Origin of the sequence: Variovorax sp. EBFNA2 (genome assembly GCF_033802765.1) — a bacterium.
In the GTDB taxonomy this organism is placed as follows: Bacteria; Pseudomonadota; Gammaproteobacteria; order Burkholderiales; family Burkholderiaceae_C; genus Variovorax; species Variovorax paradoxus_H.
In genome coordinates this window covers 805579-827135 of the sequence record NZ_CP138497.1, presented here as the reverse complement: position 1 = coordinate 827135, position 21557 = coordinate 805579, and the positions used below count along the sequence as shown (strand labels likewise).

Below are 21557 nucleotides of genomic sequence, written 5' to 3'. Positions count from 1 at the left end.
TGCCCAGGAACTGCCATGAACGCACACCACCCCGCTTCAGCCTCTGCCATGGCACCCGCGCTGCGCTGGCGTCGCACCGATGCGCCGCTGGCGAACGCCCGGCGCCCTGCACACGATCAGCGCGGCCATACCCTCACGGACCTGCGTGCCTGGCACTGCCTTGCCTCCTTGAAGGCGACGGATGCGGTGGCTCCCGAGACCCCTGTCGAAGACCACGGCGCCGTCCTGCGCGAGTGCCTTGCCGCGAACTACGCCCGCCTGCGCCAGCGCCTGCAGCGGCACCTGGGCTGCCCCGACCTGGCCAGCGACTGCCTGCACGATGCCTGGCTGAGGTTGGGTGAGATGAACGTGTCCGAGCCCGTGCAAAGCCCCGAGGCCTACGTCTATCGCGTGGCCTGCAACCTCGCCATGGACCGCCTGCGCAGCAACCGCTCCTGGCAGTACGCCACCGACGTGGCGTCCGAACTGGAAGCGCTGGTCGATCACTCCCCGGGCCCCGATCTCATCGCCGAAGCCCGCTCCGACCTGGAAGCCTTCGAACGCGCGATGAAGCGACTGCCGCGCCGCCATCGTTTGGCGCTTATCGGGCTTCGCATCGAGGAGAAGTCCCGCCAGGAGGTGGCCGACTGGCTGGGCATCTCGCTGCGCAGCGTGGACACGGCGCTGTGCCAGGCACTGGACTACTGCGCCGAACACAGCGGCCAGGAGGTATTCACTGGCGTGAGCACCCCGCGGCGTGCCCTGCGTCTGGTGCCAATGCCCGATGCCCAGGAAGGCACCAGCGCGCAAGCCCGAAGTCGACACGGTGAACAAAGCGGTTCCCAGGAAATTCGTGCCTGCGACGCGCGCCGCAGTCTCTAGGCCGGCCGCTCAACGTTGTGCCTTTCATCCGCTATCTTCGGATATAGCTCTTGGCGCCGTTGTCGCTCAAGCAATACTGCCCGCCACGTGGGCCCGTGCAAATGTTGTTCGACCGGCAGAAACAGTCGCCTCCCGGCGCCGCGCGTCGAGGCGCAACCAGGTTGAGCGCCGGTGCACCCGACTCGGACGAGCAGTTCTTCTTCGAGCCACTGATCGATCCGTCATTGCAGATGAACAGTGCGCCGTTGCAGCGGGCGACTCCACCTTTGCCGCCGGAGCATGGGTAGTTCGCTGAAGAGACGCCGCTCGCGACCAGCGTTGCCGCAGCGAGAAGCACTTTCAACCATCTCGTGCTGTGCCCTGCTCGGTCGCGGTGGCGCCTCACGGCAGCGCGACCTCGGCCCCGTTGGAGGCCACCATGATGCTGGGCGTGATATCCGAAATCTCGATGGGTACACCCATGTGGTTTGTCGGGTCGATGCGCGTCGTGACCATTTGGCGCATCAGCGCCCAGTCTCGCAAGTACTGCCTGTGCAGCAAGGTGCTGAGGACGAACTTCTCCGGATACGCTCCGGTTGCACCCAGGTGGTCCGAGAACATCTCGCACATCGTCATGTACAGGCACAGCGGCTTGTCGTTCATTGCGAAACTCGATCAGGCCGATGCTATGGATGAGTCGCCGGTCTTCAGGATAGCGACTGGCAAACACTCACGGGTCGCGCTGCAAGTTACCTTGCTATTGCATGTTCCCCCTGTTGTACTGGTCAAGACCCCGCTGAAAAGCCGTTTTTCCGTTGTACGCCTGATCATTTTCACGAAAGTACTGGGCGGCAGCCTGAAATTCCTTGGCGCACTGCTTGTAGTGGCTTGCCGCCATCTGTCTGCGATTCCTGTCGGCCTCGTGAGCGGCGGTCTCACATTTTCTTTTGTTGTCCATGGACGTCGTCCAATTGCTGGCGAGTGCGTGAGAACAGACGAAGGCCAGAAAAATCGCGAGAGAAAATCGAATCATATGAACTCCTATACAACCGCGTTGAATCAGTGATGCGTTGCAAACGTTGGTTCACCTCACGGTTCACGCCGGATGCGATTTGAGCGCTCCCTGGTTTCTTGAACGGATCTCGCTCCTTGGCTGTTGAATCGAACAAGACACGAGGCATGCGCGTCTTGGGCGCGCCTGAGCTTGGTGGCTGCGCAGTACTCTCTGTCGTCCTGTGTTCGCTCTCGTTGGCACTGCGCGCGCGTTGTCATGACGTTGCTATCGAAGTCTCCGCATGCGCGTTGCGCTTCATCGGCGTTCGCTAGCGTGGCGCAAAGAAAGAGGCCGGATGCCCATAGGCGGCTCTTGTTGTTCATCGAAGTCTCCTCGTGGTGGGAGGTTTGAATCTATCCATGCGGTTTTGCAAACCAAATACCGCATTTGTGGGATACCACCGATCTCGTGGCAGCGCAGATCGCGCGAACGCTGATGCGCTGCGCAGACCATCGCATCCTGTTGCCCGCCGGGGGCCTCGTCGGCGCAGTGCTGGGCTTGGCGGTCGACCCCGTGCTCCATCTGCCCTGGAGCCGCCACGTGTTCCACCTGAACGCGGTCATCGGCCTCGTGGGTGCACCGCTGGCCCTGTACATGCTGTACCGCACCCGATCCCCCCATGAGGTGGATTGAGGAACGCGTTGACCAAGGCATCCGCTCGCTGGGCACAGTTCGGGTCGGTCTAGCCGTCGACCACTCGCGTCGCACGGACCCAAGGAACCGCTCGGCCTTGCCGTTGGTCCTGTGGCTGTCGGGCCGCGTGAAGCGTTGCTTGATGGCCACTTCGATGCAGGCCGCTCGGAACTCGTGCGGGCGAAATGCTGCGCCGTTGTCCCTCGGACAGGCGCTTCACGGTGATGCCCAAGCGCGCGTAACAAGCCACCGAACTGCGCAGGAACATAGCCGCCTGCGCCTGTTTCTCGTCGGGTACATGCCACCGAACGCCAGTCTGGGTGGTCATCGATGGCCACGAACAGCGTCTCCCGACTTGCATCGCCGAAGAACTTTTTCGACTTCCGGTGACGCGGTGGCGGGTTGCAAGCGGCTGGCAATGTCACCTTGACGGCAGGAACCGATAGCGGCAGATCTGACTTTGCTGTCTCGGTGAAATGCGTGAATTGAAGCCAATCCCGCAACGCGTGAGGCGTTGGGGAAGGCGTTCGCAACTCCGCGCCACCCATCGCCGCAAGCGTGCAGTCAACCCGTTTTGAGTGTTCGGTTGTTCCTGATCCGTTTCCCCTGTGGATAATGGAACTCACGCAATGTGATGGAGCCCGCTTGTGAGTGAAGCCGAGTTTGAATTGCATGCCGTGGTGGACGAGGACGGCTTTGTCGCGCTGGTGTGTCCTGATACGTATTCGGGATACGTCAGCGAAGATTGGACACTCGATCAGGTGCTCGCCACTTTCGTGGAGCAGATGAACACTGGGGCACTGTTCGCCGTCTATCTGGGCCCTGATCTGGCCAATGCGTCCCTTCGGATTTCTGACACTCCGTCGACGGCCGCTGCGCGGCGAGAGGTATCAGGGCTGATTCGGGTTGGCGAGGGCGGGCTCTGGTTGACTGACTACACCCAGTTGACGATGGCGGCCCAATTCAGTGATACAGCGCCATATGCCGCTCATCATGTCCGAATGCCCGCGCCGTCAGGCGTGTACCACGTAACGCTGCGACAGTTCGCTTCCTCGTACGAAGATGAACTCGACCCGGCAGCCGAATTGGTCATTCGGCACAGCGAGATTGGTGCGATCTGTCCTCGACTCAATGCAGTTCCTTGGTTCGAATAGGCGCCTCCGAGAGACTGCGACGGGCGGGGCCTGGTCAAAGGCAAAGGCGACGGTGCTGCTCGCCTCGGGCGGCGTCTATACCGAGGGATTGCCGATCCGCGAACGCGACATTGCGACTCAGTATCTGCGTCTCATCTTGAACCTCATCGGCATCAGCGATGTGACCATGGTGGCCGGCGGCGGTGCCAAGGCGGTGGATTTGCGCGAGCAGACCATGGACGGATTCCTCGCCAAGCTTCAGCCCGAGATCGCGCAGGCGGCCAGGAGCTAGTGCCCCTGTGCATTCATTCGCCGCCCACCGGCGAAGGCGTCTTCGGGAATAGAGTCGGCCGTGGCCGCCAGGGGTGGCACGGGTGATTGGGCCGCGCTGTGGCCGGCCCGGCCGCACTTCGGTCGCCCCCCGGTTTCAGGCTTTGGACCGGCGCAGCGCCCGGGTGGCCATCGCGCCGAGCGCGCGCAGGCCCTTCTCGATCCTTGCATCCCAGCCGTGGCCGCCGCTCAAGCGCAGGCAGTGGCCGTACTGGCCGCTGGCAGAGAACACCACGCCGGGGGCGAAGCAGATGCCTTTGTCCAGCGCCTGCGCAAAGAGCCGCCGTGTGTCCGCAGGCTCGGGCAGTTCGACCCACAGCACGAAGTTCCCCGCCGGCCTCGACACCTTGGTGCCCGGCGGGAATGCCTGCTCGATCACCCGCGTCATGTGAGCCAGCGTCTCGGCGAACTCGCGGCGCACACGCCGCAGGTGGCGGTCGTAGTCGCCGTTCGACAGGAAGGCGGCCAGTGCCACCTGGGTCAGCACCGGCGTCGCGAGGCTGGTGGTGAGCTTGGTTTCGAGCACCCGGGCCATGTGGCGGCGCGTGACGATCCAGCCGATGCGGTAACCGGGCGCGAGTGTCTTCGAGAACGAGCCGCAATAGATGACGTTGTCGTGCGTGTCGAGCGCGCTGAAGGGCAGGGGTCGTTCCTCGCCAAAATGGACGTCGCCATAGACGTCGTCTTCGATCAACGGCACTCCGTGCCTGGCCAGCAGACGCAGCACGGCGCGCTTGTTCTCTTCAGGCATCGTGCAGCCCAGCGGGTTGCTGAAGCTCGACGCCAGCACGCAGGCGCGCACCTTGCCCGAGGCGACGACGTCGCCCAGTGCATCGACGTCCACGCCGGTGTTGGCGTCGGTCGGCAGTTCGATCACTTTCAGCCGTTTGGCGCGCAGCACCTGCAGCAGCCCGAAGTAGCTCGGTGACTCGATGGCGACGGTGTCGCCGGGCTCCGTGACCGCGTCCAGCGCCAAGGCCAGTGCCTCCGTACAGCCGCAGGTGATGGCGATGTCGTCGGGCGCGAGCGCCTGCCCGAAGCGCAGCGCGCGGCGTGCGATCTCCAGCCGCAGCGACATCTCGCCGTGCGGCGGCGAGTAGGTGTTGCACTGGCTGCCCTTCACGCGGGCCGTGCGGGCCAGCACGAGGTCGAGCTTGGAGGACGACAGCAGGCGCTGGTTCGGGATGGCGCAGCCCAGCGGCACGAGGGCGTCGTCCGACGCATGCTTGAGCAGGTCGAGCATGAGGTCCGACAGCTCCACCTTGGCCGGCCGGATCGAATGGCGCGCGGTCGTGGGCACGGGCAGGGCAGGGGGCGCCTTGGCGACGTAGTAGCCCGACTGCGGCCGGACCTCAAGAATGCCGCGGTCTTCGAGCAGGCGGTAGGCCTGCACCGCAGTGCTCAGGCTGGTGCGCTGCAGCGTGCTGATCTCGCGCAGCGAAGGCGCGCGCGTGCCCGGCTTGAGCGTGCCGCGGCCGGCCAGGCCGGCGACGAAATCGGCGACTTCCTCATAGCGGAATCGAGGGGACAACGACATGGATCACTCCGGCTTGCGTGGTGCACTGCGCGCAACTGTACTGCATCTAATTTCGGAAAATTGTGGCTGTTATCGTCGGGCATGAAACTGCAACATCGGTGCATCGACAGCAACCGATCAAGCAGCAGTTCATGTCCCGGTTTCCAGACAACAAGATCATCTCCCTGGTCGGCAGGGCGCCCCGCTTCGACCTTGCCGAAAGCGTGGGGCCGAGCGTGCGGCTGGCGGAACTGCTCGACAGCGCCTTCGGCGACGGCGCCGACTTTGCGCTGGACTACGGCACGGCGGCGGGCAGCCCCGAACTGCGCCAGGAAATCGCGAAGGACCATGGCGTCGACGCCGACGACGTGGTGGTCACGGTCGGCGGTGCCCACGCGCTTTTCCTCATCGCGTTCACCTTGTGCCAGGCGGGCGACGAAGCGATCGTGACCGAGCCTGTGTTTCCGTTGCCACGCAATGCGCTGGCCGCCGTCGGCGCCACCACGCGCGTGCTGCCGCTGAGCTTCGACACCGGCTACCAGGTCAGCCTCGATGCGCTGCGAAAGCTGCTGTCCCCCAGGACGAAGGTCGTGAGCCTGGCCTCGCCGCAGAACCCCTCGGGCGTTGCGATCCCGACGTCGACCTTGCGCGAGATCGTGGCGATGCTGGCCGAGCACGCGCCCCAGGCGTGGCTGGTGGTCGACGAAACCTACCGCGAGGCGGCCTATGGCAGCGATGTCGCCGCGCCGAGCGCGGCCAGGCTGGGCGAGCGGGTGATCTCGGTGTCGTCGCTGTCCAAATGCCACGGCTCGGCGGGTCTGCGCATCGGTTGGGCCATCACGCGTGACGCCGCGCTGCGCCAGACGCTGATGACGGCCAAGTTCAGCACCGTGATTTCATGCTCGCTGGTGGACGAAGCGCTCGCACTGGCCGTGTTCAGGCAGCGCGAACGCATCCTGGGCGAGCGCCGAAAACTCCTCGCGGAAAACCTGCAACTCGTCGAGAACTGGGTGTCACGTCATGGCGCCTTCATCGAATGGGTGCGCCCCGATGCCGGAGCACTGTGCTGCGTGCGGCTCAAGCGCGAGGTTTTCGATGCCTCGGGCATCGCGCGTTTCTACGCGACGTTGACCAAGTTCAGCGCGCGCGTGGCGCCGGGGCCGTGGTTCGAGGACGACCCCTGGGTGTTTCGGTTGGGTTTCGGGCTGCCGACGCTCACGCACCTGGCCATTGCGCTGGAGTGCGTCTCGGTCGCCCTTGTGCAGGGGAGTGCCGATGGGGCCGGAGTCTGAGGGGCATCGTGCGCGATGCCCCGGGGATCGGGATGGACACGCCAGCGCGGCGGCTCTGGCACCCGCGGTGGCGCGTCACGCCACGCCGAGGTGTCTCATGCGGTTCTGTAAGCACCCCGGGGACCGGCCAGCGCTAGCCGTGATCCGGCGCGGTACGCCCTGATGTCCCACCACTGTCTATAATTTTTGCTTCCGCTCCCCCGCCACAGATCAGCGCCCGCCGCATCTCAGCCAACTGGGGAGTCTTGCCCCGTCTCACTGGCTGAGGTGTATCGTGCCCGAGCGCTTTTACAGAGAACTGCTGCGGTATTTCACCCGCCAGACCCGTGACGGGGATGCGGCCGCCGATGTGGTGCAGGAAGCCTACTTGCGCGTGTATGCGCTTGAACACGCCGGAGGCGCGGTGCTGGAGCCGCGGGCGTTGCTCTATCACACGGGCCGCAACATCGTGGCCACCGCCACGACCCGGCGTGCTGCCGAACAGCGCATGCTCGACACACTCGCCCTGATCTCCAGCGACAGCGCACCGACGCTCGAGCGCCAGGTGATCGCGCGCCAGCAATTGGACAGGCTCATCGAGCGCCTGGCCGTCATGCCACGCAAACGGCGCGAAGCCTTCATCCTGGTGCGGATCCATGGCTATTCCTACAAGGAAGCGGCCGAGCACATGGGGCTGAGCGAATCTGCCCTGGAGCGCAACGTGATGCGCGGGATCTTCGACTGCGCGGGTTACGCGCCCTCGCGCACGTGAAAGGCCCAAGGCAATGACCCTGGCCCCGCCGACCCGATCCATGATCGCGCACGCCCTGCTGCTGATCGGCCGCATCCACAAGGCGCAGCCTGAGGCGGCGCGTGCCGCGCAGGCGGAGCTCGCGCAGTGGCGCGACACCGACGCGAGCCATGCCGATGCGGTTCGAGCCGCACAGCAGCTGTGGGACGCGACGAACGCCAGCGCACTGGCCGACAGCGTCCCGCTGCCGCGCAGCCAGGCCGGGACGGATCGGACGCGGCGCCGCGTCGTCGGTCTTCTGGGTGTCGGCGGCCTGGCCGCGCTGCTGGCAAGCGGCGCAGGCTGGTACTGGCAGCAACCCGTCTACACCGTGGCCTTGGCCACGGGGCATTCGCAGATGCTCGAACGCACCCTGCCCGATGGGACCCAGCTGAGCCTGGCCGCGCGCACCCGGGCAGCGATCGTCTACTACCGCGACCGGCGCGAGGTCCGACTGGAGGCGGGCGAGATCCGCTTCCAGGTCACGCCCGATGCCGAACGCCCGTTCACCGTCGCAACCGAATGGGGACGGGTGCGGGTGCTGGGGACCACCTTCAGCGTGAGCGCACGCGAGCACCGCATGCGCGTGGCCGTCTCGCAAGGGCGCGTCGGCGTCTGGCCGAGCCGGGCAGGCACGACGCCGATCGACATGGCGGGCGAACCTGCGGTTGTCCTCCAGGGGGGCGAGGCGATCGAATCCGATGGGCAGGGCATGGGCCGACCGATGCCGGTGCAGCCCGATGCCGTCGGTGCGTGGCGCCAAGGCTGGCTGGTCTTCGACAACACACCGCTGCCCGAAGCGCTGGCGCGCTGGAACGACTACCTGCAACGCTCCCTGCGTCTGGGCGCTTCCCCACAGCTGGAGACGCTGCGGCTGAGCGGCAGCTTTCCGCTGCGCAATCCACAGGCCTTTCTCACCGGCTTGCCCGACATCCTTCCGGTGCGCGTGGTCCACGCGCCCGGCGGCGGCGCCGCCACCATCGAGATGCGCTGATCGGCCGCGTTGGCGGTCTGGGGCGGCGACGTCGGTCGCGTGCTCTCTGCTTCTGATACATACAGTTTCAATCGGGTTTGTCAGGGTTTGGGGCCTTCGCCGGTCTTCTGCAGGAACTCACCGACGACCTGCTTCATGACCCGACCACAAACACCTTTCCAGCCGAACGCATCGACCGGACGCACGCTGCGGCCGGCCGCGCCCCGCACCTCGCTGTGCGCCATCGCGATGGCCTGCGCTGTCGCGCTGGGCGCGCTTGCACCTGCGGGCGAGGCGGGCGCACAGCCGCGCGCGGCCGATCCCGCGTCTCTCCTTCAGCTTGCCTTGCCCTCGCAGCCGCTCTCGCAGACCCTGAACTCGCTATCGCGCCAATCCGGCGTGGCCATCGGCGCCGAAGGATCGCTTCTGGCGGGCAGGATGGCGCCCGCACTGCAGGGGCGTCTGACCTTGCAGCAGGCGCTGGACCAGGCGCTGACGAACTCGGGCCTCGTCGCGGTGCGCAGCGGCCCTGCGACGATGTCGATCCAGCGAGCACCGCAGCCGTCGGCGGGCGCGTCGGCGCTGCCCGAGGTCACGGTCACGGCCAGCCTCGACACTGAAACGGCCGTCGGGCCGGTGGTCGGCTACGTGGCCAGGCGCAGCGCCACCGGCAGCAAGACCGACACGCCGATCATCGAGACGCCGCAATCGATCTCCGTCGTAACCAATGACGAGCTGCGCAACCGGCAGGCCGAGACCCTGTCCCAGGCCCTCAACTACACGCCGGGTTTCACGAGCCAGCCCACGAGCTTCAATCGCACCGCGGACCGGTTCCGCATCCGCGGCATGGATGTGGAGTCGGCCACCAGCGGGTCGCTGCGCGATGGCCTGCGGCTGCAGAGCAACTCGTACGACGGTACCCAGGAGCCCTTCGGCCTGGAACGCGTCGAGGTCCTGCGCGGGGCCGCTTCCGTGCTCTACGGCCAGCTCTCGCCGGGCGGGGTGATCAATGCCATCAGCAAGCGGCCGACTTCGACGCCGCTGCGCGAACTCAACGTGCAGCTTGGCAACCATGCCCGTCGTCAGATTTCGGGCGACTTCAGCGGCCCGGTCCCCGGCAGCGAGACGCTCGACTACCGCCTGACGGTGCTGGGCCGGGAGAGCAATACCGCGCAGGACCATCTGAACGACGACAAGCTCTACATCGCGCCATCGCTGACCTGGCGTCCCAATGCCGACACCACGCTCACGCTGCTGTCCTTCTATCAAAAGTCGGACAGCCGCTTTCCGGCACCTTTGCCTTACCAGTTGGTCGAAGGCGTGGGCAGCGGCGCGTTTCGCATCGGCCGCACGGATTTCATCGGCGAGCCCTCGTACGACAAGATGAAGGGCGAGATGTCTGCGCTGGGCTACGAGCTCGCGCATCGCATCAGCGACAGCACACGCCTGAGCCACAAGCTGCGCTACTTCAACGCGGACGTCGAGTGGAACTACCTGCAGGCGCAGACGACGAGCGCCGCGATCCGTACCGCATCGACCCGGGGCATTCTTCAGCGCCAGTACAGCGACCGGCGCGAACGCGCCGAGGGCCTGGCGAGCGACTTGCACATCGAATCGAAGCAACAGCTGTTCGGCGCGGAACACACGCTGCTGGTGGGCATCGATGCCTACAAGACCTCCTACGATTCGCGCAACTTCCGCGGCAACGCGCCGTCGCTGGACCTGCGCAGCCATGCCTACGGCCAGCCCGTGGTCGTCAACCGCAGCGCCAGCCTGGACCGCGGCTCGCGCATCGACACCACGCAAAAGGGCATCTACCTGCAGGACCAGATCCGGCTGAACGACCGCTGGACGGTGCTGCTCGGCGCACGCCACGACTGGGCCGACCAAGACCAGACGCTGCGGCGCAACCAGGCGAAAACCGGACAGGGCAACGAGGCCTCGACTTGGCGGGCCGGCCTCGTCTACAAGACGGCGTTCGGCCTGGCGCCCTACGTGAGCTACAGCGAGTCCTTCTTCCCGGTCTCCGTCGCCGACGCGGGCGGCGCACTCTTCAAGCCCACGGGCGGCAAGCAGTACGAAGCAGGCGTGCGCTACCAGCCGGAGGGAAGCAATTTGCTTGCGAGCGCCGCCGTCTATGAACTGACCCAGACCGATGTGCTGAAGTACGACGCGGGCAGCGACACCTACCGCCAGGCCGGCGAGGTCCGCTCGCGTGGATTCGAACTGGAGGCCAAGGCCGAGCTGACCCCGGCGCTGAGCCTGATCGCTTCCTACGCCTACACCGATGCGCGCACCACGCGAAGCACCATCGCTTCGGAGATCGGGCAACGCAGTGAAGACACCCCGTATCACCAGGCCGCGCTGTGGGTCGACTACAACTTCGCACCGCTCGGACTGCCGCAGCTGACGCTCGGTGCCGGCGCGCGCTACAAGGGCGCCACGCAGCCGTCCGGCATACCCAGGCCGATGCCCGCCTACACGCTGTTCGATGCGATGCTCAGCTACCGCATCAATCGCCAGTGGAACCTCGTGGCGAACCTCACCAACCTGACGAACAAGAAGTTCACCTACTGCGAGTTCGCGATCTGCCGCTACGGGGATGAGCGCCAACTGACCAGCACGCTGACCTACCGCTGGTGAGGCCCATGGGCACGCGCAGCCTCTGGGTCGGCCTGCACCGGTATGTAGGGCTGGCGCTGGCAGGGTTCCTGATCATCGCCGGCGTGACCGGCAGCCTGCTCGCCTGGAACGACGAGCTGGAGGCCTTCGTCAGTCCGCAGTTGTTCCGGGTGGCTGCGCCATCGCCCGATGCCCGCAGGCTGGACCCGCTCGTGATCCGCGAACGGCTGCAAGCAGCGTATCCCCATGCGCTCGCCCTGCGCGTGCCGCTCGCGCAGGAGCCCGGACGCGCGCTGCTGTTCATGCTCAGGAGCGCCCCGGGTGGGGCGCACCGCACGGCGCAGGCGCTGCCCAACGATCAGGTCTTCGTCGATCCTTACACCGGGCGGGTGCTGGGGGAGCGCAAATGGGGCGACCTGTCGCAGGGGATGAAAAACCTGATGCCCTTCATTTACCGGCTGCACTATTCCCTCGCATTGGGCGTGGTGGGAACGATCGGATTCGGGATCGTCGCGCTGCTGTGGACGATCGATTGCTTTGTCGGCGCCTACCTCACGCTGCCAGCGAAATCCCACCGAACGCATCGCATGGCCGCCACTCGCCGGCGACGGCCGTGGCTCGTGCGCTGGTGGCCGGCGTGGACGCTGCGCCGAAGCGGTGGCTACAGGCTGAACGTGGACCTGCACCGGGCCGGCGGCCTGTGGACGTGGGCGATGCTGTTCGTACTGGCCTGGAGCAGCGTCGCCTTCAATCTTCCCCAGGTATACGAGCCGGCGATGAAAGCAGCCTTCGCACATCAACCCGGGCTTGAGTCGCTTCCAAGGCTGGCGGTGCCACGTCCTGAGCCGGCCCTGGCTTGGGCGGATGCACTCTCGAGCGCGCGCCGCTTGATGGCACAGCAGGCGCACGAACACGGCTTCGAGGTCCATGCCGAGAAAGCGCTGATCTACGACCCGGTGCGCGGACTGTACCGGTATGACGTCAGGAGCAGTCGCGACGTCCGCAGCCCGGGCGGCAACACGCGCATGGCGATGGACGGCGCCTCCGGCGCCTTCAAGGGGCTGTGGCTGCCGACGGGCGCCGCCTCCGGCGACACCATCAAGACGTGGCTCACCAACCTGCACATGGCCTCGATGTGGGGCTGGCCGATGAAGCTGTTCCTCTGCGTGCTCGGCCTCGTCGTGACGGTGCTCAGCGTGACGGGGGTGGTGATCTGGGAGCGCAAGCGCAGGGCTCGCGGCAGCGCTAGCACCACGCGGCACATGCGAAGAGCTCGCGCGCTCTGACGTCGAATCGCAGCAGGGGAGGCTCTTGTATCCCCTCGTGGAACAAACACTTCCACGCCGATCAATCAGTGCCCGGCTGCTCGATCGTCAGCCAATAGTCACGCTGCTCATCTCTGTACTCCTATGGCGCTTGTGCTGCCGTAGGCAGGGAGACATTCATGACGTCTCCTGGTCGTCCAAGTTTTCGTCCGCACCCTTGGACGGGAAATATCCGGATGGATGCAGATCTCCGAGGTTGCGAGAAAGGGATGTACACATATCAGAACCGACTCAAGACGCGACTGATGACCCGAACGGCGGCCGCGGTTGAGCGGCACGCTGAACGACCGGTCATCTTCATGGGTGCAGCTTGGCCGGCCCAATCATTGCCTGCGCACGAAGACATCGTCGGCCAGCCGCGCCGTTCACCGCAAAGGAGATGCACTGCGTGCTCGCATCGAGCGGTGAAGCGATACGAAGGTGACGCCGCTGACGTCATATTCCGGCGGTTCAATGGTCTGCCAGAGGAGGCCAGGCGTGAGAGCAGGCTTCAGGACTGCCGGATTGCTGCGCTAAGACCGGCGACTTTTCGTCGGATTCTTATCCTGCCCCAATGTGTGGAGCGCTGCCATAGACCCCCGACATGATGGCGTTCCGCATTGACATGGATAGTCCGACGCTTTTTCGCTCGCGTCGATGATGAGGCCGTAGTCCAGAAGCAGTTCAGCGCCCATGGGGACAGCTTCTGTCGCGACGACGCGTACGATGATCTTTCCAGTTGGATCTACTTCCTCAACCGCCAGACAGTTTGGATTACACGCATGATTCAGGTATCGCGTGGCGTTGCCGCCTTGAGCACCATCGATCGTCGTGCCATCGGAGAGGGCAAACAAATACGTCTGCCCACTGTCCCAATCAGTCCAGTCCTCGTCAAGCAATTGCGCTTCGCTGAAGCGACGGCCCGCGTAAATTCCCACGCATGTGCCTGATGAAATATCGCGAATCGCAAACCCTCCTAGTCCGTGCACGGCGCTGGTGCGGATTTCGATGAGGGGGCAGACTTCAACTGACATGGTGCAGGGGCGAAATGACTCGGAGGGCTCCGTTCCACGCAAAATGCAGGCCACGATGAGGGAATCTCCTCCGAGTCGTTGCAGTCGCGCAGGTTCTGGTGGAACACTAGGACGTGGCGGAAGCCGCCGTTGTCGGCATTCCTGACGCGATTTTCGGCGAGGCGGTCGCCCTCCATCGAGCGGCGCCCAGGCAGTGGCGTCAGCGTGCAGGCGATCCATGATTTCAGCAAGACGCGCATCGCCCGCTACAAAAAGCCCAAGCACCTGTTCTTCGTAGATGTCCTGCCCCGCAATGGCGCGGGGAAGGTGCGCAAGGCTGAACTGCGGGAACTGGCGCGCGAACGCGTGGCGTTCACGGACCTACAGGCCTGACCTTGCGGCGCGTCACCGCTGCAAAGGCAGCAGCGGCGCGCGCGAGCAAGGCTCCAGCGTGCTTACCAATTGCTGCAGCAGCTGCAGTAGCGAAGCACGCTGCTGCGCGTCGAACGGTGCCATCAGGCGCTCGTAGGCCGCGTCGGTCGGCCCGCGCGAGCGCCGCATTAGGTCTTGGCCCTGCGGTGTCAGGGTCAGCACGCGGCGGCGCCGGTTCTTCAGGTCCGGCCGGCGGTGAACCAAGCCGCGAGCTTCCAGCCCGCGCAGCAGCAGCGACACGGTGACCTTGTCCAGGCCGATCGCGCGCGCCACCGAGGACTGGTCCAGCGTCGGGTCAGCCCGCAGCACGGCCAATACGGAGAACTGGCCTGGCGTCAGCGCCAGCGGGCTGCAGGTCTCCTCGAAGATCGAGACGGATATCTGGTGTGCGCGACGCAGCAGGAAGCCAGGCCGCCCGTACAGCAATTCGGCCAGCATCGGCACACCAGGGGGAGACGGCAGATCGAAAGCGATGGGGCCGTTCGTTTGGGCCGTGAGATTCAGTGACATGGGTGCGTCTCCGTTGTGGGCTTAGACCGGGGCCCGGTGTCCGCTCAGGTCGGCCCCGGCATGCGCCGGCAGCCGCAGGTAGTGGGGCAGCGCCGCCAATGCCGTCAGCGCCACCAGCCCGAAAGCCCAGGCGAAATCGATTGCGGCAGGCTGCGCCCGACCGCCCCATTGCGCCGCCAGATCCACCACCAGGGCCGACAGCGAGATGCCGAGGGTCACGCCGAGCTGTTGGCCCATGGTGTTGAGCGTGGTGGCCGGTGCCACCTGCTGCGGTCGCAGCCCGGAATAGGCGATGGCGGCCAGCGCATTGAATTGGATCGAGCGGAAGAAACCGGCGACCGAGGCCACCAGCGTGATGGCTACGAGCCCCCACGATGCCTGGAATGTTGCACAGGCCGCCAGACCTGCCGCGCACAGCACGCCGTTGATCAGCAGCACGCGTCGAAAGCCCCAGCGCCGCAGCATGCCGGCCGTCTGCGTCTTTGTCACAAAGGCCACGGCCCCGCTGGCCAGCAGCGCCAGCCCGCTCTGCAATGCCGAGAAGCCCAGCGCCACCTGCAGCATCAGCGGCAGCAGGAAGGGCAGCGCGCCATAGCCCACGCGCACCAGCGCGCCGGCCCAGAACGAAGTGCGGAATGTGGTCACGCGCAGCAGGTCGAACGCGAGCAGGGGCACCGCCCGCCGGCTGCGGTGTCGGTACGCCAGCACCAACCCTGCACAGGCGGCCGTGCCGATGACCGCAGCCCAGGCCAGGCCGGCTGTGTCACGTACGTGGCGCACGGCCTCCAGCGCGCCGATCACCAGCGCAAGGATCAGCGCCAGCAGCGTCCAAGCCAGCAGGTCGAAGCGCGCCTCGGCGGGCTGGCGGATCTGCGGCATCCAGCGCTCGGCGGCCCACAGCCCGGCCAAGCCGATCGGTACGTTGATCAGGAAGATGCCATGCCAGGACCACCACGTGGTGATCAGGCCGCCGAGCGGTGGGCCGAGCAGAGGGCCTAGCATGGCCGGCGTGATCATCCAGGCCAGCGCCAGCACCAGCTGGCCGCGCGGCGCGCTGTGCACGATGGCCATGCGGCCTACCGGCACCATCAGAGCGGCGCCCACGCCCTGCAGCGCGCGCGCCACCGCCAGTGTCGTCAGGTCGGGTGCCAGCGCGCACAGCACCGAGCTGGCCACGAACAGCCAGATGGCGGCGCGGAATACCGTGCGCGTCCCCCAGCGGGCCGCCAGGTGGCCGCCGGTGGGAATGAAGACCACCGCGCAGAGGAGGTAGACCGTCATCGTCAAGTTCAGGCTGAGCGGGGCGACACCGAAAGCCATCGCGATGTCCGGGATGGCCGGCGCGATGATGGTCGAGTCCAGTTGCTCCATGAAGAACGCCAGGCCCACCAGCAGCGACAGAGGCCGCCAGGACGTGGAGGGCGCGGCAACGCCTACGGGGGATTCGGGATCGACGGATGGCATGGCGGGGATGGGGCGTTGGCGCGGGTGGCCGGCGGCGCGGGCCGCGAGGGCCGAAGCGGTCCGATTGTGCGGGGGCGGCATGCGCTGGCTTACTCGAAAACCGCATATCGCTCCTCGCTTTGGGTCGTTGGACGATGCGCAGGCGCCGCCTAGGATGCCCGCTGCTTTCGACATGCCGTCCACATGGTTAGCTTGCTAACTGTTCCGCCCTTCACCCTTCAACGCATCCGCACCCATGACCGTCTTCTCCCTTGCCGACGCCGACTGGCTGGCGCGGCATCGCACCGCAGCCGATCTCATCATCGTCGACGTGCGTCCGGCCAGCGACTACTGGGCTGGCCACCTGGCCGGTGCCCGCCACCTGGACGCCGGCGTGCTGGCGATACCGTCCACCGATGCCGCGGCCGTGGCGCGGTTCCAAGCGCTGCTGGTTCAGCTTCTCTCGGGCCTGGGCATCGTGGCGCGGAGCCGGGTGCTGGTGGTCGGCGCGGCGGGCGAGGTGAACATCTCGCGCGTAGCCTGGGCCCTGGGCTACGCTGGCGTGCAGCAGGTGCTGCTGCTCGATGGCGGCCTGGCCGGGCTGCCTGCGCCGGCTTTGGTGCACGAGGCGCCGGCCGTCACGGCGACCCGATTCGCATTGCGCCCGATGTCGGCGTGGCTGGCCAGCGCCGAGCAAGTGCAGCAACTTGGTGCCGGTGCGCTGGTAGATGCGCGCGAACGCGTGGAATTCCTCGGCGAGCGCTCCAACGCACGCCGCAACGGCCGCATTCCCGGAGCGCGTCACTGGGACACGCGCCAGGAGGTCGATGTCGCAGGCCGCTTCCGCCCGCTGGCGGAACTGGTCCAGGGCTTCGCTGTGCTGGCCACGCCTGACCAGCGGTTGGTCGCGTACTGCGGAGGCGGTGGGCGCGCGGCGCGCACCTTCATCGCCTTGCAGCTGGCTGGCCATCAGGACACGGCGGTCTACCCCGCGTCCTGGAGCGAATGGGGCAATCGCGATGACCTGCCTGTCGAGAGTGGCGAGCCCGCAGCCACGGCCGCCTGAACCTCCCTTCCATCCACGAGAACGAAGCACCGAACATGAGCGCGCTGCTGATTGAAGAACAACGTCTGGACGCCGTCCAGCCCCGAATCCTGGCCGTGGAGCAATACCTCGGCGCGTTGGAACAACTCGAGGGCGTCACGCTGGAGCCCTACTCACCTGTGGTCGGCGCCCATGTGCGCGGCCTGCGCCTGGACGACGGCACGCCGCCCACCGAGGCAGTGCGCGCACTGCTCTATGCGGGCCTGTTGCGCTACGGCTTCCTGGCATTCGAGCCTGGCACCGTATCCGCCGAGCATTTTGGCCAGCTGGCCGGCCTGTTCGGCACGGCGCGACTGATGAACACGCCGCACACGCCGGCGACCCAGGGCAACGACAACAAGGTCAACAGCATCGACTCGAAGGTCAAGAAGACCCGGATGAACTACATCTGGCACATCGACCAGGCCTTTCGCCACGAGCCGCCGCGCTTCACGGCCCTGTTCGGCCAGAAGGTGCCGACCTTCGGTGGCGACACACTCTTCACCAACGCCACGGCCGCCTACGACCTGCTGGACCCGCTGCTGGCCCGCTACCTGGAGACGCTGACCGCCGTGCACGACGTGGAGACTCAGGGCTTCCTGACCCTGGCCTACCAGGATGCGGCCGAACTGGCCGCGCAACGCGCCAAGAACCCGCCGATCGAGGCGCCGCTGATCCGCGTGCACCCCGAGACAGGGCGCAAGCAGATCTATGCCAACGAGCTTTACACCCAGCGCATCCTGGGCCTGTCGCGCTCGGCCAGCCAGGGCCTGCTGGAGGTGCTGTTCGACCTGGTGCGCTCGCCGGACGTGCAGACGCGCTTTCGCTGGCAACAGGGCACGGCGCTGATCTGGGACAACCGCACCGTGCAGCACCGTGGCGTTGGCGATTTCGGCAGTGGCCACCGGCTGCTGCACCGTGCAGTCGTCGAGTGAATTCTTTTCCGCCGGCCGACCTGCGACGCGGGCTGGCCTTAGCTTTCCCATCATGAACCGCAGAAAACTCCTCCAGACCGCAACCGCGGCCGGCATCGCCGGCCTGGGTGCCACCTTCAGTCGCATCGCTGCCGCCCAGGGCAAATCGGTGCGCATCACGCTGCCTTCGCCGGGCAGTGCCGGTTCGGCATGGCGCCCGGTCATCGAACGACTGAAGCTGCAGACCGACCCCGCCTTGCAGCTGCAGTGGGTGGTGGCCGACCCCGGCAAGATGCAGACCCAGCTCAGCGCCGGCACGCTGGATATCGGCGTGTTTGGCGCCGTCGGCTTGGCCACGCTGGCCAACCGCGGCAGCGACATCGAGTTGTTCGGCCCCGCGCTCAACAATCACGGCCGTTGGATCGTGCCGGCCGACAGCCCGTACAAGGCGCCGCGTGATCTGATCGGCAAGACCATCGCCTCGACGGCCGAGACCAGCGAAACATGGCAGCAGGCACGCATCGCCGCCTCGCTCTCGGGCATCGACCTCAAGAAGGATGTGAAGGTCATCTTTGGCTCGCCGACAGCCAACCTGGCGCTGTTCGAGCGCGGTGACGTGGACGCCATCATCACGCTGGAGCCCACGGCCACCCGGCTGGTCGGCCGCGGCGCGCGCGAGATCGCCCGCGTGGCGGACACCTGGAAGCAAGCCACCGGCCTCACTGAGGATCCGATCCTGGTCGGTCTGGCGGCCAGTCGCAAATGGCTGGATAGCAATCGCGAGACGGCGCTCAAGGTGGTCGACCTGTTCAAGCGCGTCAATGGTGCCATCCGCCAGCAACCGCAGGTGCTGACCGCGATCTCGGCCGAGATCGGCCTGAAGGCCGAGGAGACGCGGGCGTCGGCCCTGCTGGCCGAGCGACTGGCGCCGTCCTACGCCACGCGTTGGGACGAGCAGGTCTTCGCGACTATCGACAAGCAAATCGAAGTTGCCACGCGGCTGGGGATCCTTGAGCGGGCGCCGGTGGCCAAGATCTACCGGCAGCTGTGATGCCGGCGACTGCCAACACCCTGTCGCCCCAGCCACCGTCCGGCCTGAACGGCTGGCTGCGGCTGCGCCGCGTGGCGCTGAACATGTGGCCGCAGGCGACTTTCTTCGTGCTGCTGGTGGTGTGTTGGGAATTGATGGCGCGCTGGCTGAACTCGCCGCTGGTGCCGGGCACCGTGCCCATCTTCCGCGAGCTGCAGAAGATCACAGTGGACGGCTTTGCGTTCAGCGAGATCTGGACCACCTTCGTGCGCATGTCGCTCGGTTTCCTACTGGCCCTGGTGGTTGCGCTGCCTATCGGCATTGGGTCTGCCGTGTCGCACAACACCGCGCGCTTCTTCGAGCCCGGGATCATTCTCGGCCTCACCGTGCCGGGGCTGGTATGGGCGCTGCTGTGCGTGATTTGGTTCGGCGTGAGCATGTGGTCGCCCGTGATCTCGGTGGCGCTCGGCGTGCTGCCCTCGCTGGTCATCGCGGTGCAGCAGGGCGTGCGCTCGCTGAGCCTGGAGACGGTGGAGATGACCCGCGTGTTCCGGCTGCGCCGAGTGGCCGTGCTGCGGCGCGTCTGGCTACCGCTGCTGTATGCCTTCCTGGTCTCGGGCTGCCGCGTTGGCTTTTCCATTGCCTGGAAAGTCATCGTGCTGGTGGAAATCTTCGGCATGTCCGACGGCGTGGGCTACCAGCTCAATGCACAGTTCAGCACCCAGAACGTGGAGGGCGTGATCGCTTGGACGCTGGCGTTCTGGCTCGCCATGCTCCTCGTGGAGCACGCCATTTTCCGACCGCTCGACAAGCATGCGAACCATTGGAAGAAGGTGTCCGTCCATGAGCAGTGAAATCGTCCTGCGCGACCTGAAGAAGAGCTTTGCTAGTCCGACCGGCGAACCGGGTCGCATCATCTTCGACGGACTGGGCATGACCGTGCGCGCCGGCGAACTGGTGGCCCTGGTCGGGCCGTCGGGTTGTGGTAAATCCACTTTGCTGAATTTGGTGGCGGGGCTCGATCTGCCATCGCGCGGCGAGGTGCGCTTCGAGCGCGAGCGTGACAGCATTGACCTGAGCGTGGTATTCCAGCAGCCGCGGCTGGTGGACTGGCTCACGGTGGAGGACAACATCAAGCTGGTGTTCGACCGCGACCGGCCGCCACAAGGCGAGCCGAAGGCCGTCGCCGCCGCGTTGTTGGCTCGCGTGGAGCTGCAGGAGCATGCGTTGAGCTATCCGCAGTTCCTGTCCGGCGGGCAGAAGCAACGCGTCGCCATCGCGCGTGCGTTCGCGCTGCGCCCGGATGTGCTGCTTCTGGACGAGCCATTCAGTGCGCTCGACGAACTGACGGCGCGGCGTTTGCGCCAGCTGCTGCAGGACCTATGGCTGGACGGCGCGCAGCCGCGGCCTACCGGCATCCTGGTCACGCACAACATGATGGAGGCGGCTTTTTTGGCCGACCGCATCTATGTGATGAGTGGACATCCGGCGCACTTCTCAGCGGTGATCGACGTGGAGGTTGCGCGGCCGCGCAACCCCGAGGACCCGGCGCTATTCGCCGTGCACCGTGCGGTCATGGCAGCTCTATCGCACTAGCGTGCCGTACCACTGATACGCGCTTGAAGTCGATGCAGTTTCGTACGGGGAAGTGAGCCCGCGCGCGCGAACGGAACGCCAGTGATAGTGCCTGCTGCGCAAGAGCAAGAGCAAGACCTCTCTTGACGCAGTAGGACTAGATATTCACCTCCTCAAGAATCCACTTTTGGAAGGCTGCAAGTGGTGGATGCAAGCGTCGGTGGAAGGGATAGGCGAGGTAGTAGCCACGTGAGTTGATCACCTCGGCATCCCACGCAATGCGCAATCTTCCGTCATCGATGTAGTCACCCACCAGACATCGCTGGACGATCGCCGCACCCAACCCTGCAGCTGCGGCCTCGAGAAGTTGGCTCACCTGATCGAAACCATGTGCAAGCTGCAGGTCGCTGGCGGGACAGCCCAGAGCGGTGAACCAGATCTTCCACGCATCGGGCTGATTGGTATGGAACAGAAGCGGGCCATGCTGGAGGTCAGCCGGTTGCGTGATGCAGCCGGCGTCCGGCCGCAGCACCGGCACGATCAGACGCCCTGTCAGGTAGGCGCCCTCGACGCCCTCGGGAAAGGTGCCGTCCCCGCCGCGGATGGTGGCGTGCATGTTCGGGAAGGTGAAGAGGTGTTCCCGCTGATACGGCACGAAATCGAGGCGCACCTTCGGGTGCAGTTCGCGAAAGCGGGGCAGCCTTCGGATGAGCCAGTGGCTCGCGAATGTCGGGATCACCGCGATGCGCAGCAGGTCAGGGTCTTCCTGGCCTCGCGCGCGGGCGCTCGCGGTCTCCAGCGCATCCAGCGCCGGCGCGACCGCATCGAAGTACGCCTGGCCCGCAGCGTTCAACGCGCTCCCGCGCCGGTGCCGATCGAACAGCTGCAGCCCGAGATGAACCTCGAGCCGCTGGATGGCATGACTGACCGCCCCCTGCGTGACACTCAGGTGCTGGGCAGCGGCCGTGAGGCTGCCCGTGCGCGCCACCGCCACGAAGGCGTGGAGTTCCGGCAGGGAAGGGGAGTGGATCCTCACGTGATATGCAACGAGCTAATACCTCATGCTGATTCTGTCACTTTCCGTGCGGAG

Annotated in this window: 22 protein-coding genes and 1 pseudogene; 16 read left to right on the top strand and 7 right to left on the bottom strand. The window is 66.0% G+C overall.

Features of this window, described 5'->3' with window-relative positions:
* Nucleotides 1–48 precede the first annotated feature (48 nt).
* Nucleotides 49–861: a sigma-70 family RNA polymerase sigma factor gene (locus tag RZE79_RS34245; RefSeq protein ID WP_319361885.1), complete on the top strand. Its 813-nt coding sequence runs from the start codon at nt 49–51 to the stop codon at nt 859–861.
* Between the two features lie 31 nt (nt 862–892).
* On the opposite strand, the gene RZE79_RS34830 is transcribed toward RZE79_RS34245, so the two are convergent.
* Entirely contained in the window at nt 893–1177 is a 285-nt protein-coding gene (locus RZE79_RS34830) for a hypothetical protein (RefSeq protein WP_373696608.1), read from the bottom strand.
* A gap of 65 nt (nt 1178–1242) precedes the next feature.
* The gene (locus tag RZE79_RS34240; RefSeq protein WP_319361884.1) at nt 1243–1503 is read right to left on the bottom strand and encodes a hypothetical protein; all 261 of its coding nucleotides are present in this window, start codon (nt 1501–1503) and stop codon (nt 1243–1245) included.
* On the opposite strand from RZE79_RS34240, the gene RZE79_RS34235 reads away from it, so the two are divergent.
* The 4 genes and pseudogenes from RZE79_RS34235 to RZE79_RS34220 all read left to right on the top strand — a co-directional run.
* Entirely contained in the window at nt 1493–1906 is a 414-nt protein-coding gene (locus RZE79_RS34235) for a hypothetical protein (RefSeq protein ID WP_319361883.1), read from the top strand. The genes RZE79_RS34240 and RZE79_RS34235 overlap by 11 nt on opposite strands.
* 423 nt (nt 1907–2329) lie before the next feature.
* The gene (locus tag RZE79_RS34230; protein WP_319361882.1) at nt 2330–2527 is read left to right on the top strand and encodes a hypothetical protein; all 198 of its coding nucleotides are present in this window, start codon (nt 2330–2332) and stop codon (nt 2525–2527) included.
* 647 nt (nt 2528–3174) lie between these two features.
* A complete protein-coding gene (locus tag RZE79_RS34225) occupies nt 3175–3681 on the top strand; it encodes a hypothetical protein (protein WP_319361881.1) in 507 nt (168 codons plus the stop codon).
* A gap of 18 nt (nt 3682–3699) precedes the next feature.
* Nucleotides 3700–3952: pseudogene (locus RZE79_RS34220) on the top strand (NAD(P)H-dependent oxidoreductase); the annotation flags it as partial.
* A gap of 135 nt (nt 3953–4087) precedes the next feature.
* On the opposite strand, the gene RZE79_RS34215 reads toward RZE79_RS34220, so the two are convergent.
* Nucleotides 4088–5527, bottom strand: coding sequence for a PLP-dependent aminotransferase family protein (locus RZE79_RS34215; protein ID WP_319361880.1), 1440 nt, complete (start codon nt 5525–5527; stop codon nt 4088–4090).
* A gap of 131 nt (nt 5528–5658) precedes the next feature.
* Here RZE79_RS34215 and RZE79_RS34210 point away from each other — a divergent pair, with 131 nt between their 5' ends.
* The 5 genes from RZE79_RS34210 (at nt 5659) to RZE79_RS34190 (ending at nt 12448) form a co-directional block, all read left to right on the top strand.
* Entirely contained in the window at nt 5659–6798 is a 1140-nt protein-coding gene (locus RZE79_RS34210; protein ID WP_319361879.1) for a pyridoxal phosphate-dependent aminotransferase, read from the top strand.
* A 274-nt stretch (nt 6799–7072) separates the two neighbouring features.
* Nucleotides 7073–7549, top strand: a complete 477-nt coding sequence (locus tag RZE79_RS34205; protein ID WP_319361878.1) for a sigma-70 family RNA polymerase sigma factor — start codon at nt 7073–7075, stop codon at nt 7547–7549.
* Nucleotides 7550–7589: 40 nt separating this feature from the next.
* A complete protein-coding gene (locus RZE79_RS34200; protein WP_319361877.1) occupies nt 7590–8561 on the top strand; it encodes a FecR domain-containing protein in 972 nt (323 codons plus the stop codon).
* 135 nt (nt 8562–8696) lie between these two features.
* Nucleotides 8697–11183 carry a TonB-dependent siderophore receptor gene (locus RZE79_RS34195; RefSeq protein ID WP_319361876.1) on the top strand — a complete coding sequence of 829 codons (2487 nt, stop codon included), beginning with the start codon at nt 8697–8699 and terminating at the stop codon, nt 11181–11183.
* Between the two features lie 5 nt (nt 11184–11188).
* The gene (locus RZE79_RS34190; protein WP_319361875.1) at nt 11189–12448 is read left to right on the top strand and encodes a PepSY-associated TM helix domain-containing protein; all 1260 of its coding nucleotides are present in this window, start codon (nt 11189–11191) and stop codon (nt 12446–12448) included.
* A 551-nt stretch (nt 12449–12999) separates the two neighbouring features.
* Here RZE79_RS34190 and RZE79_RS34185 read toward each other — a convergent pair.
* Nucleotides 13000–13500, bottom strand: coding sequence for an SET domain-containing protein-lysine N-methyltransferase (locus tag RZE79_RS34185; protein WP_319361874.1), 501 nt, complete (start codon nt 13498–13500; stop codon nt 13000–13002).
* Nucleotides 13501–13629: 129 nt separating this feature from the next.
* Between RZE79_RS34185 and RZE79_RS34180 the strand changes: the two genes are divergently transcribed.
* Entirely contained in the window at nt 13630–13872 is a 243-nt protein-coding gene (locus RZE79_RS34180; RefSeq protein WP_319361873.1) for a hypothetical protein, read from the top strand.
* A 12-nt stretch (nt 13873–13884) separates the two neighbouring features.
* On the opposite strand, the gene RZE79_RS34175 is transcribed toward RZE79_RS34180, so the two are convergent.
* Both RZE79_RS34175 and RZE79_RS34170 read right to left on the bottom strand, forming a co-directional pair.
* The gene (locus RZE79_RS34175; protein WP_319361872.1) at nt 13885–14421 is read right to left on the bottom strand and encodes a MarR family transcriptional regulator; all 537 of its coding nucleotides are present in this window, start codon (nt 14419–14421) and stop codon (nt 13885–13887) included.
* A gap of 21 nt (nt 14422–14442) precedes the next feature.
* Nucleotides 14443–15885, bottom strand: a complete 1443-nt coding sequence (locus RZE79_RS34170; RefSeq protein ID WP_319361871.1) for an MFS transporter — start codon at nt 15883–15885, stop codon at nt 14443–14445.
* Between the two features lie 235 nt (nt 15886–16120).
* Between RZE79_RS34170 and RZE79_RS34165 the strand changes: the two genes are divergently transcribed.
* The 5 genes from RZE79_RS34165 to RZE79_RS34145 are packed head-to-tail and all read left to right on the top strand — an operon-like array spanning nt 16121 to nt 20488.
* Complete coding sequence (locus RZE79_RS34165; protein ID WP_319361870.1) at nt 16121–16930, top strand: rhodanese-like domain-containing protein; 810 nt, start codon at nt 16121–16123, stop codon at nt 16928–16930.
* 35 nt (nt 16931–16965) lie between these two features.
* A complete protein-coding gene (locus RZE79_RS34160; RefSeq protein ID WP_319361869.1) occupies nt 16966–17883 on the top strand; it encodes a TauD/TfdA family dioxygenase in 918 nt (305 codons plus the stop codon).
* A gap of 52 nt (nt 17884–17935) precedes the next feature.
* The gene (locus RZE79_RS34155; RefSeq protein ID WP_319361868.1) at nt 17936–18913 is read left to right on the top strand and encodes a PhnD/SsuA/transferrin family substrate-binding protein; all 978 of its coding nucleotides are present in this window, start codon (nt 17936–17938) and stop codon (nt 18911–18913) included.
* Entirely contained in the window at nt 18913–19746 is an 834-nt protein-coding gene (locus tag RZE79_RS34150; RefSeq protein WP_319361867.1) for an ABC transporter permease subunit, read from the top strand. The genes RZE79_RS34155 and RZE79_RS34150 overlap by 1 nt, the downstream gene beginning before the upstream one ends.
* A complete protein-coding gene (locus RZE79_RS34145; protein ID WP_319361866.1) occupies nt 19736–20488 on the top strand; it encodes an ABC transporter ATP-binding protein in 753 nt (250 codons plus the stop codon). The genes RZE79_RS34150 and RZE79_RS34145 overlap by 11 nt, the downstream gene beginning before the upstream one ends.
* Nucleotides 20489–20624: 136 nt before the next feature.
* Here the strand turns inward: RZE79_RS34145 and RZE79_RS34140 are convergent, their stop codons facing one another.
* Nucleotides 20625–21503, bottom strand: a complete 879-nt coding sequence (locus RZE79_RS34140; protein ID WP_319361865.1) for a LysR substrate-binding domain-containing protein — start codon at nt 21501–21503, stop codon at nt 20625–20627.
* Between the last annotated feature and the right edge of the window lie 54 nt (nt 21504–21557).

What these genes read in the sequence shown, in the direction of transcription:
- RZE79_RS34245 (WP_319361885.1), top strand. Translation starts at nt 49, where the DNA reads ATGGCACCCGCGCTGCGCTGGCGTCGCACCGATGCGCCGCTGGCGAAC.
- RZE79_RS34240 (WP_319361884.1), bottom strand. Translation starts at nt 1,503, where the DNA reads ATGAACGACAAGCCGCTGTGCCTGTACATGACGATGTGCGAGATGTTC.
- RZE79_RS34230 (WP_319361882.1), top strand. Translation starts at nt 2,330, where the DNA reads ATGCGCTGCGCAGACCATCGCATCCTGTTGCCCGCCGGGGGCCTCGTC.
- RZE79_RS34215 (WP_319361880.1), bottom strand. Translation starts at nt 5,527, where the DNA reads ATGTCGTTGTCCCCTCGATTCCGCTATGAGGAAGTCGCCGATTTCGTC.
- RZE79_RS34210 (WP_319361879.1), top strand. Translation starts at nt 5,659, where the DNA reads ATGTCCCGGTTTCCAGACAACAAGATCATCTCCCTGGTCGGCAGGGCG.
- RZE79_RS34200 (WP_319361877.1), top strand. Translation starts at nt 7,590, where the DNA reads ATGATCGCGCACGCCCTGCTGCTGATCGGCCGCATCCACAAGGCGCAG.
- RZE79_RS34195 (WP_319361876.1), top strand. Translation starts at nt 8,697, where the DNA reads ATGACCCGACCACAAACACCTTTCCAGCCGAACGCATCGACCGGACGC.
- RZE79_RS34190 (WP_319361875.1), top strand. Translation starts at nt 11,189, where the DNA reads ATGGGCACGCGCAGCCTCTGGGTCGGCCTGCACCGGTATGTAGGGCTG.
- RZE79_RS34185 (WP_319361874.1), bottom strand. Translation starts at nt 13,500, where the DNA reads ATGTCAGTTGAAGTCTGCCCCCTCATCGAAATCCGCACCAGCGCCGTG.
- RZE79_RS34175 (WP_319361872.1), bottom strand. Translation starts at nt 14,421, where the DNA reads ATGTCACTGAATCTCACGGCCCAAACGAACGGCCCCATCGCTTTCGAT.
- RZE79_RS34170 (WP_319361871.1), bottom strand. Translation starts at nt 15,885, where the DNA reads ATGCCATCCGTCGATCCCGAATCCCCCGTAGGCGTTGCCGCGCCCTCC.
- RZE79_RS34165 (WP_319361870.1), top strand. Translation starts at nt 16,121, where the DNA reads ATGACCGTCTTCTCCCTTGCCGACGCCGACTGGCTGGCGCGGCATCGC.
- RZE79_RS34160 (WP_319361869.1), top strand. Translation starts at nt 16,966, where the DNA reads ATGAGCGCGCTGCTGATTGAAGAACAACGTCTGGACGCCGTCCAGCCC.
- RZE79_RS34155 (WP_319361868.1), top strand. Translation starts at nt 17,936, where the DNA reads ATGAACCGCAGAAAACTCCTCCAGACCGCAACCGCGGCCGGCATCGCC.
- RZE79_RS34150 (WP_319361867.1), top strand. Translation starts at nt 18,913, where the DNA reads ATGCCGGCGACTGCCAACACCCTGTCGCCCCAGCCACCGTCCGGCCTG.
- RZE79_RS34145 (WP_319361866.1), top strand. Translation starts at nt 19,736, where the DNA reads ATGAGCAGTGAAATCGTCCTGCGCGACCTGAAGAAGAGCTTTGCTAGT.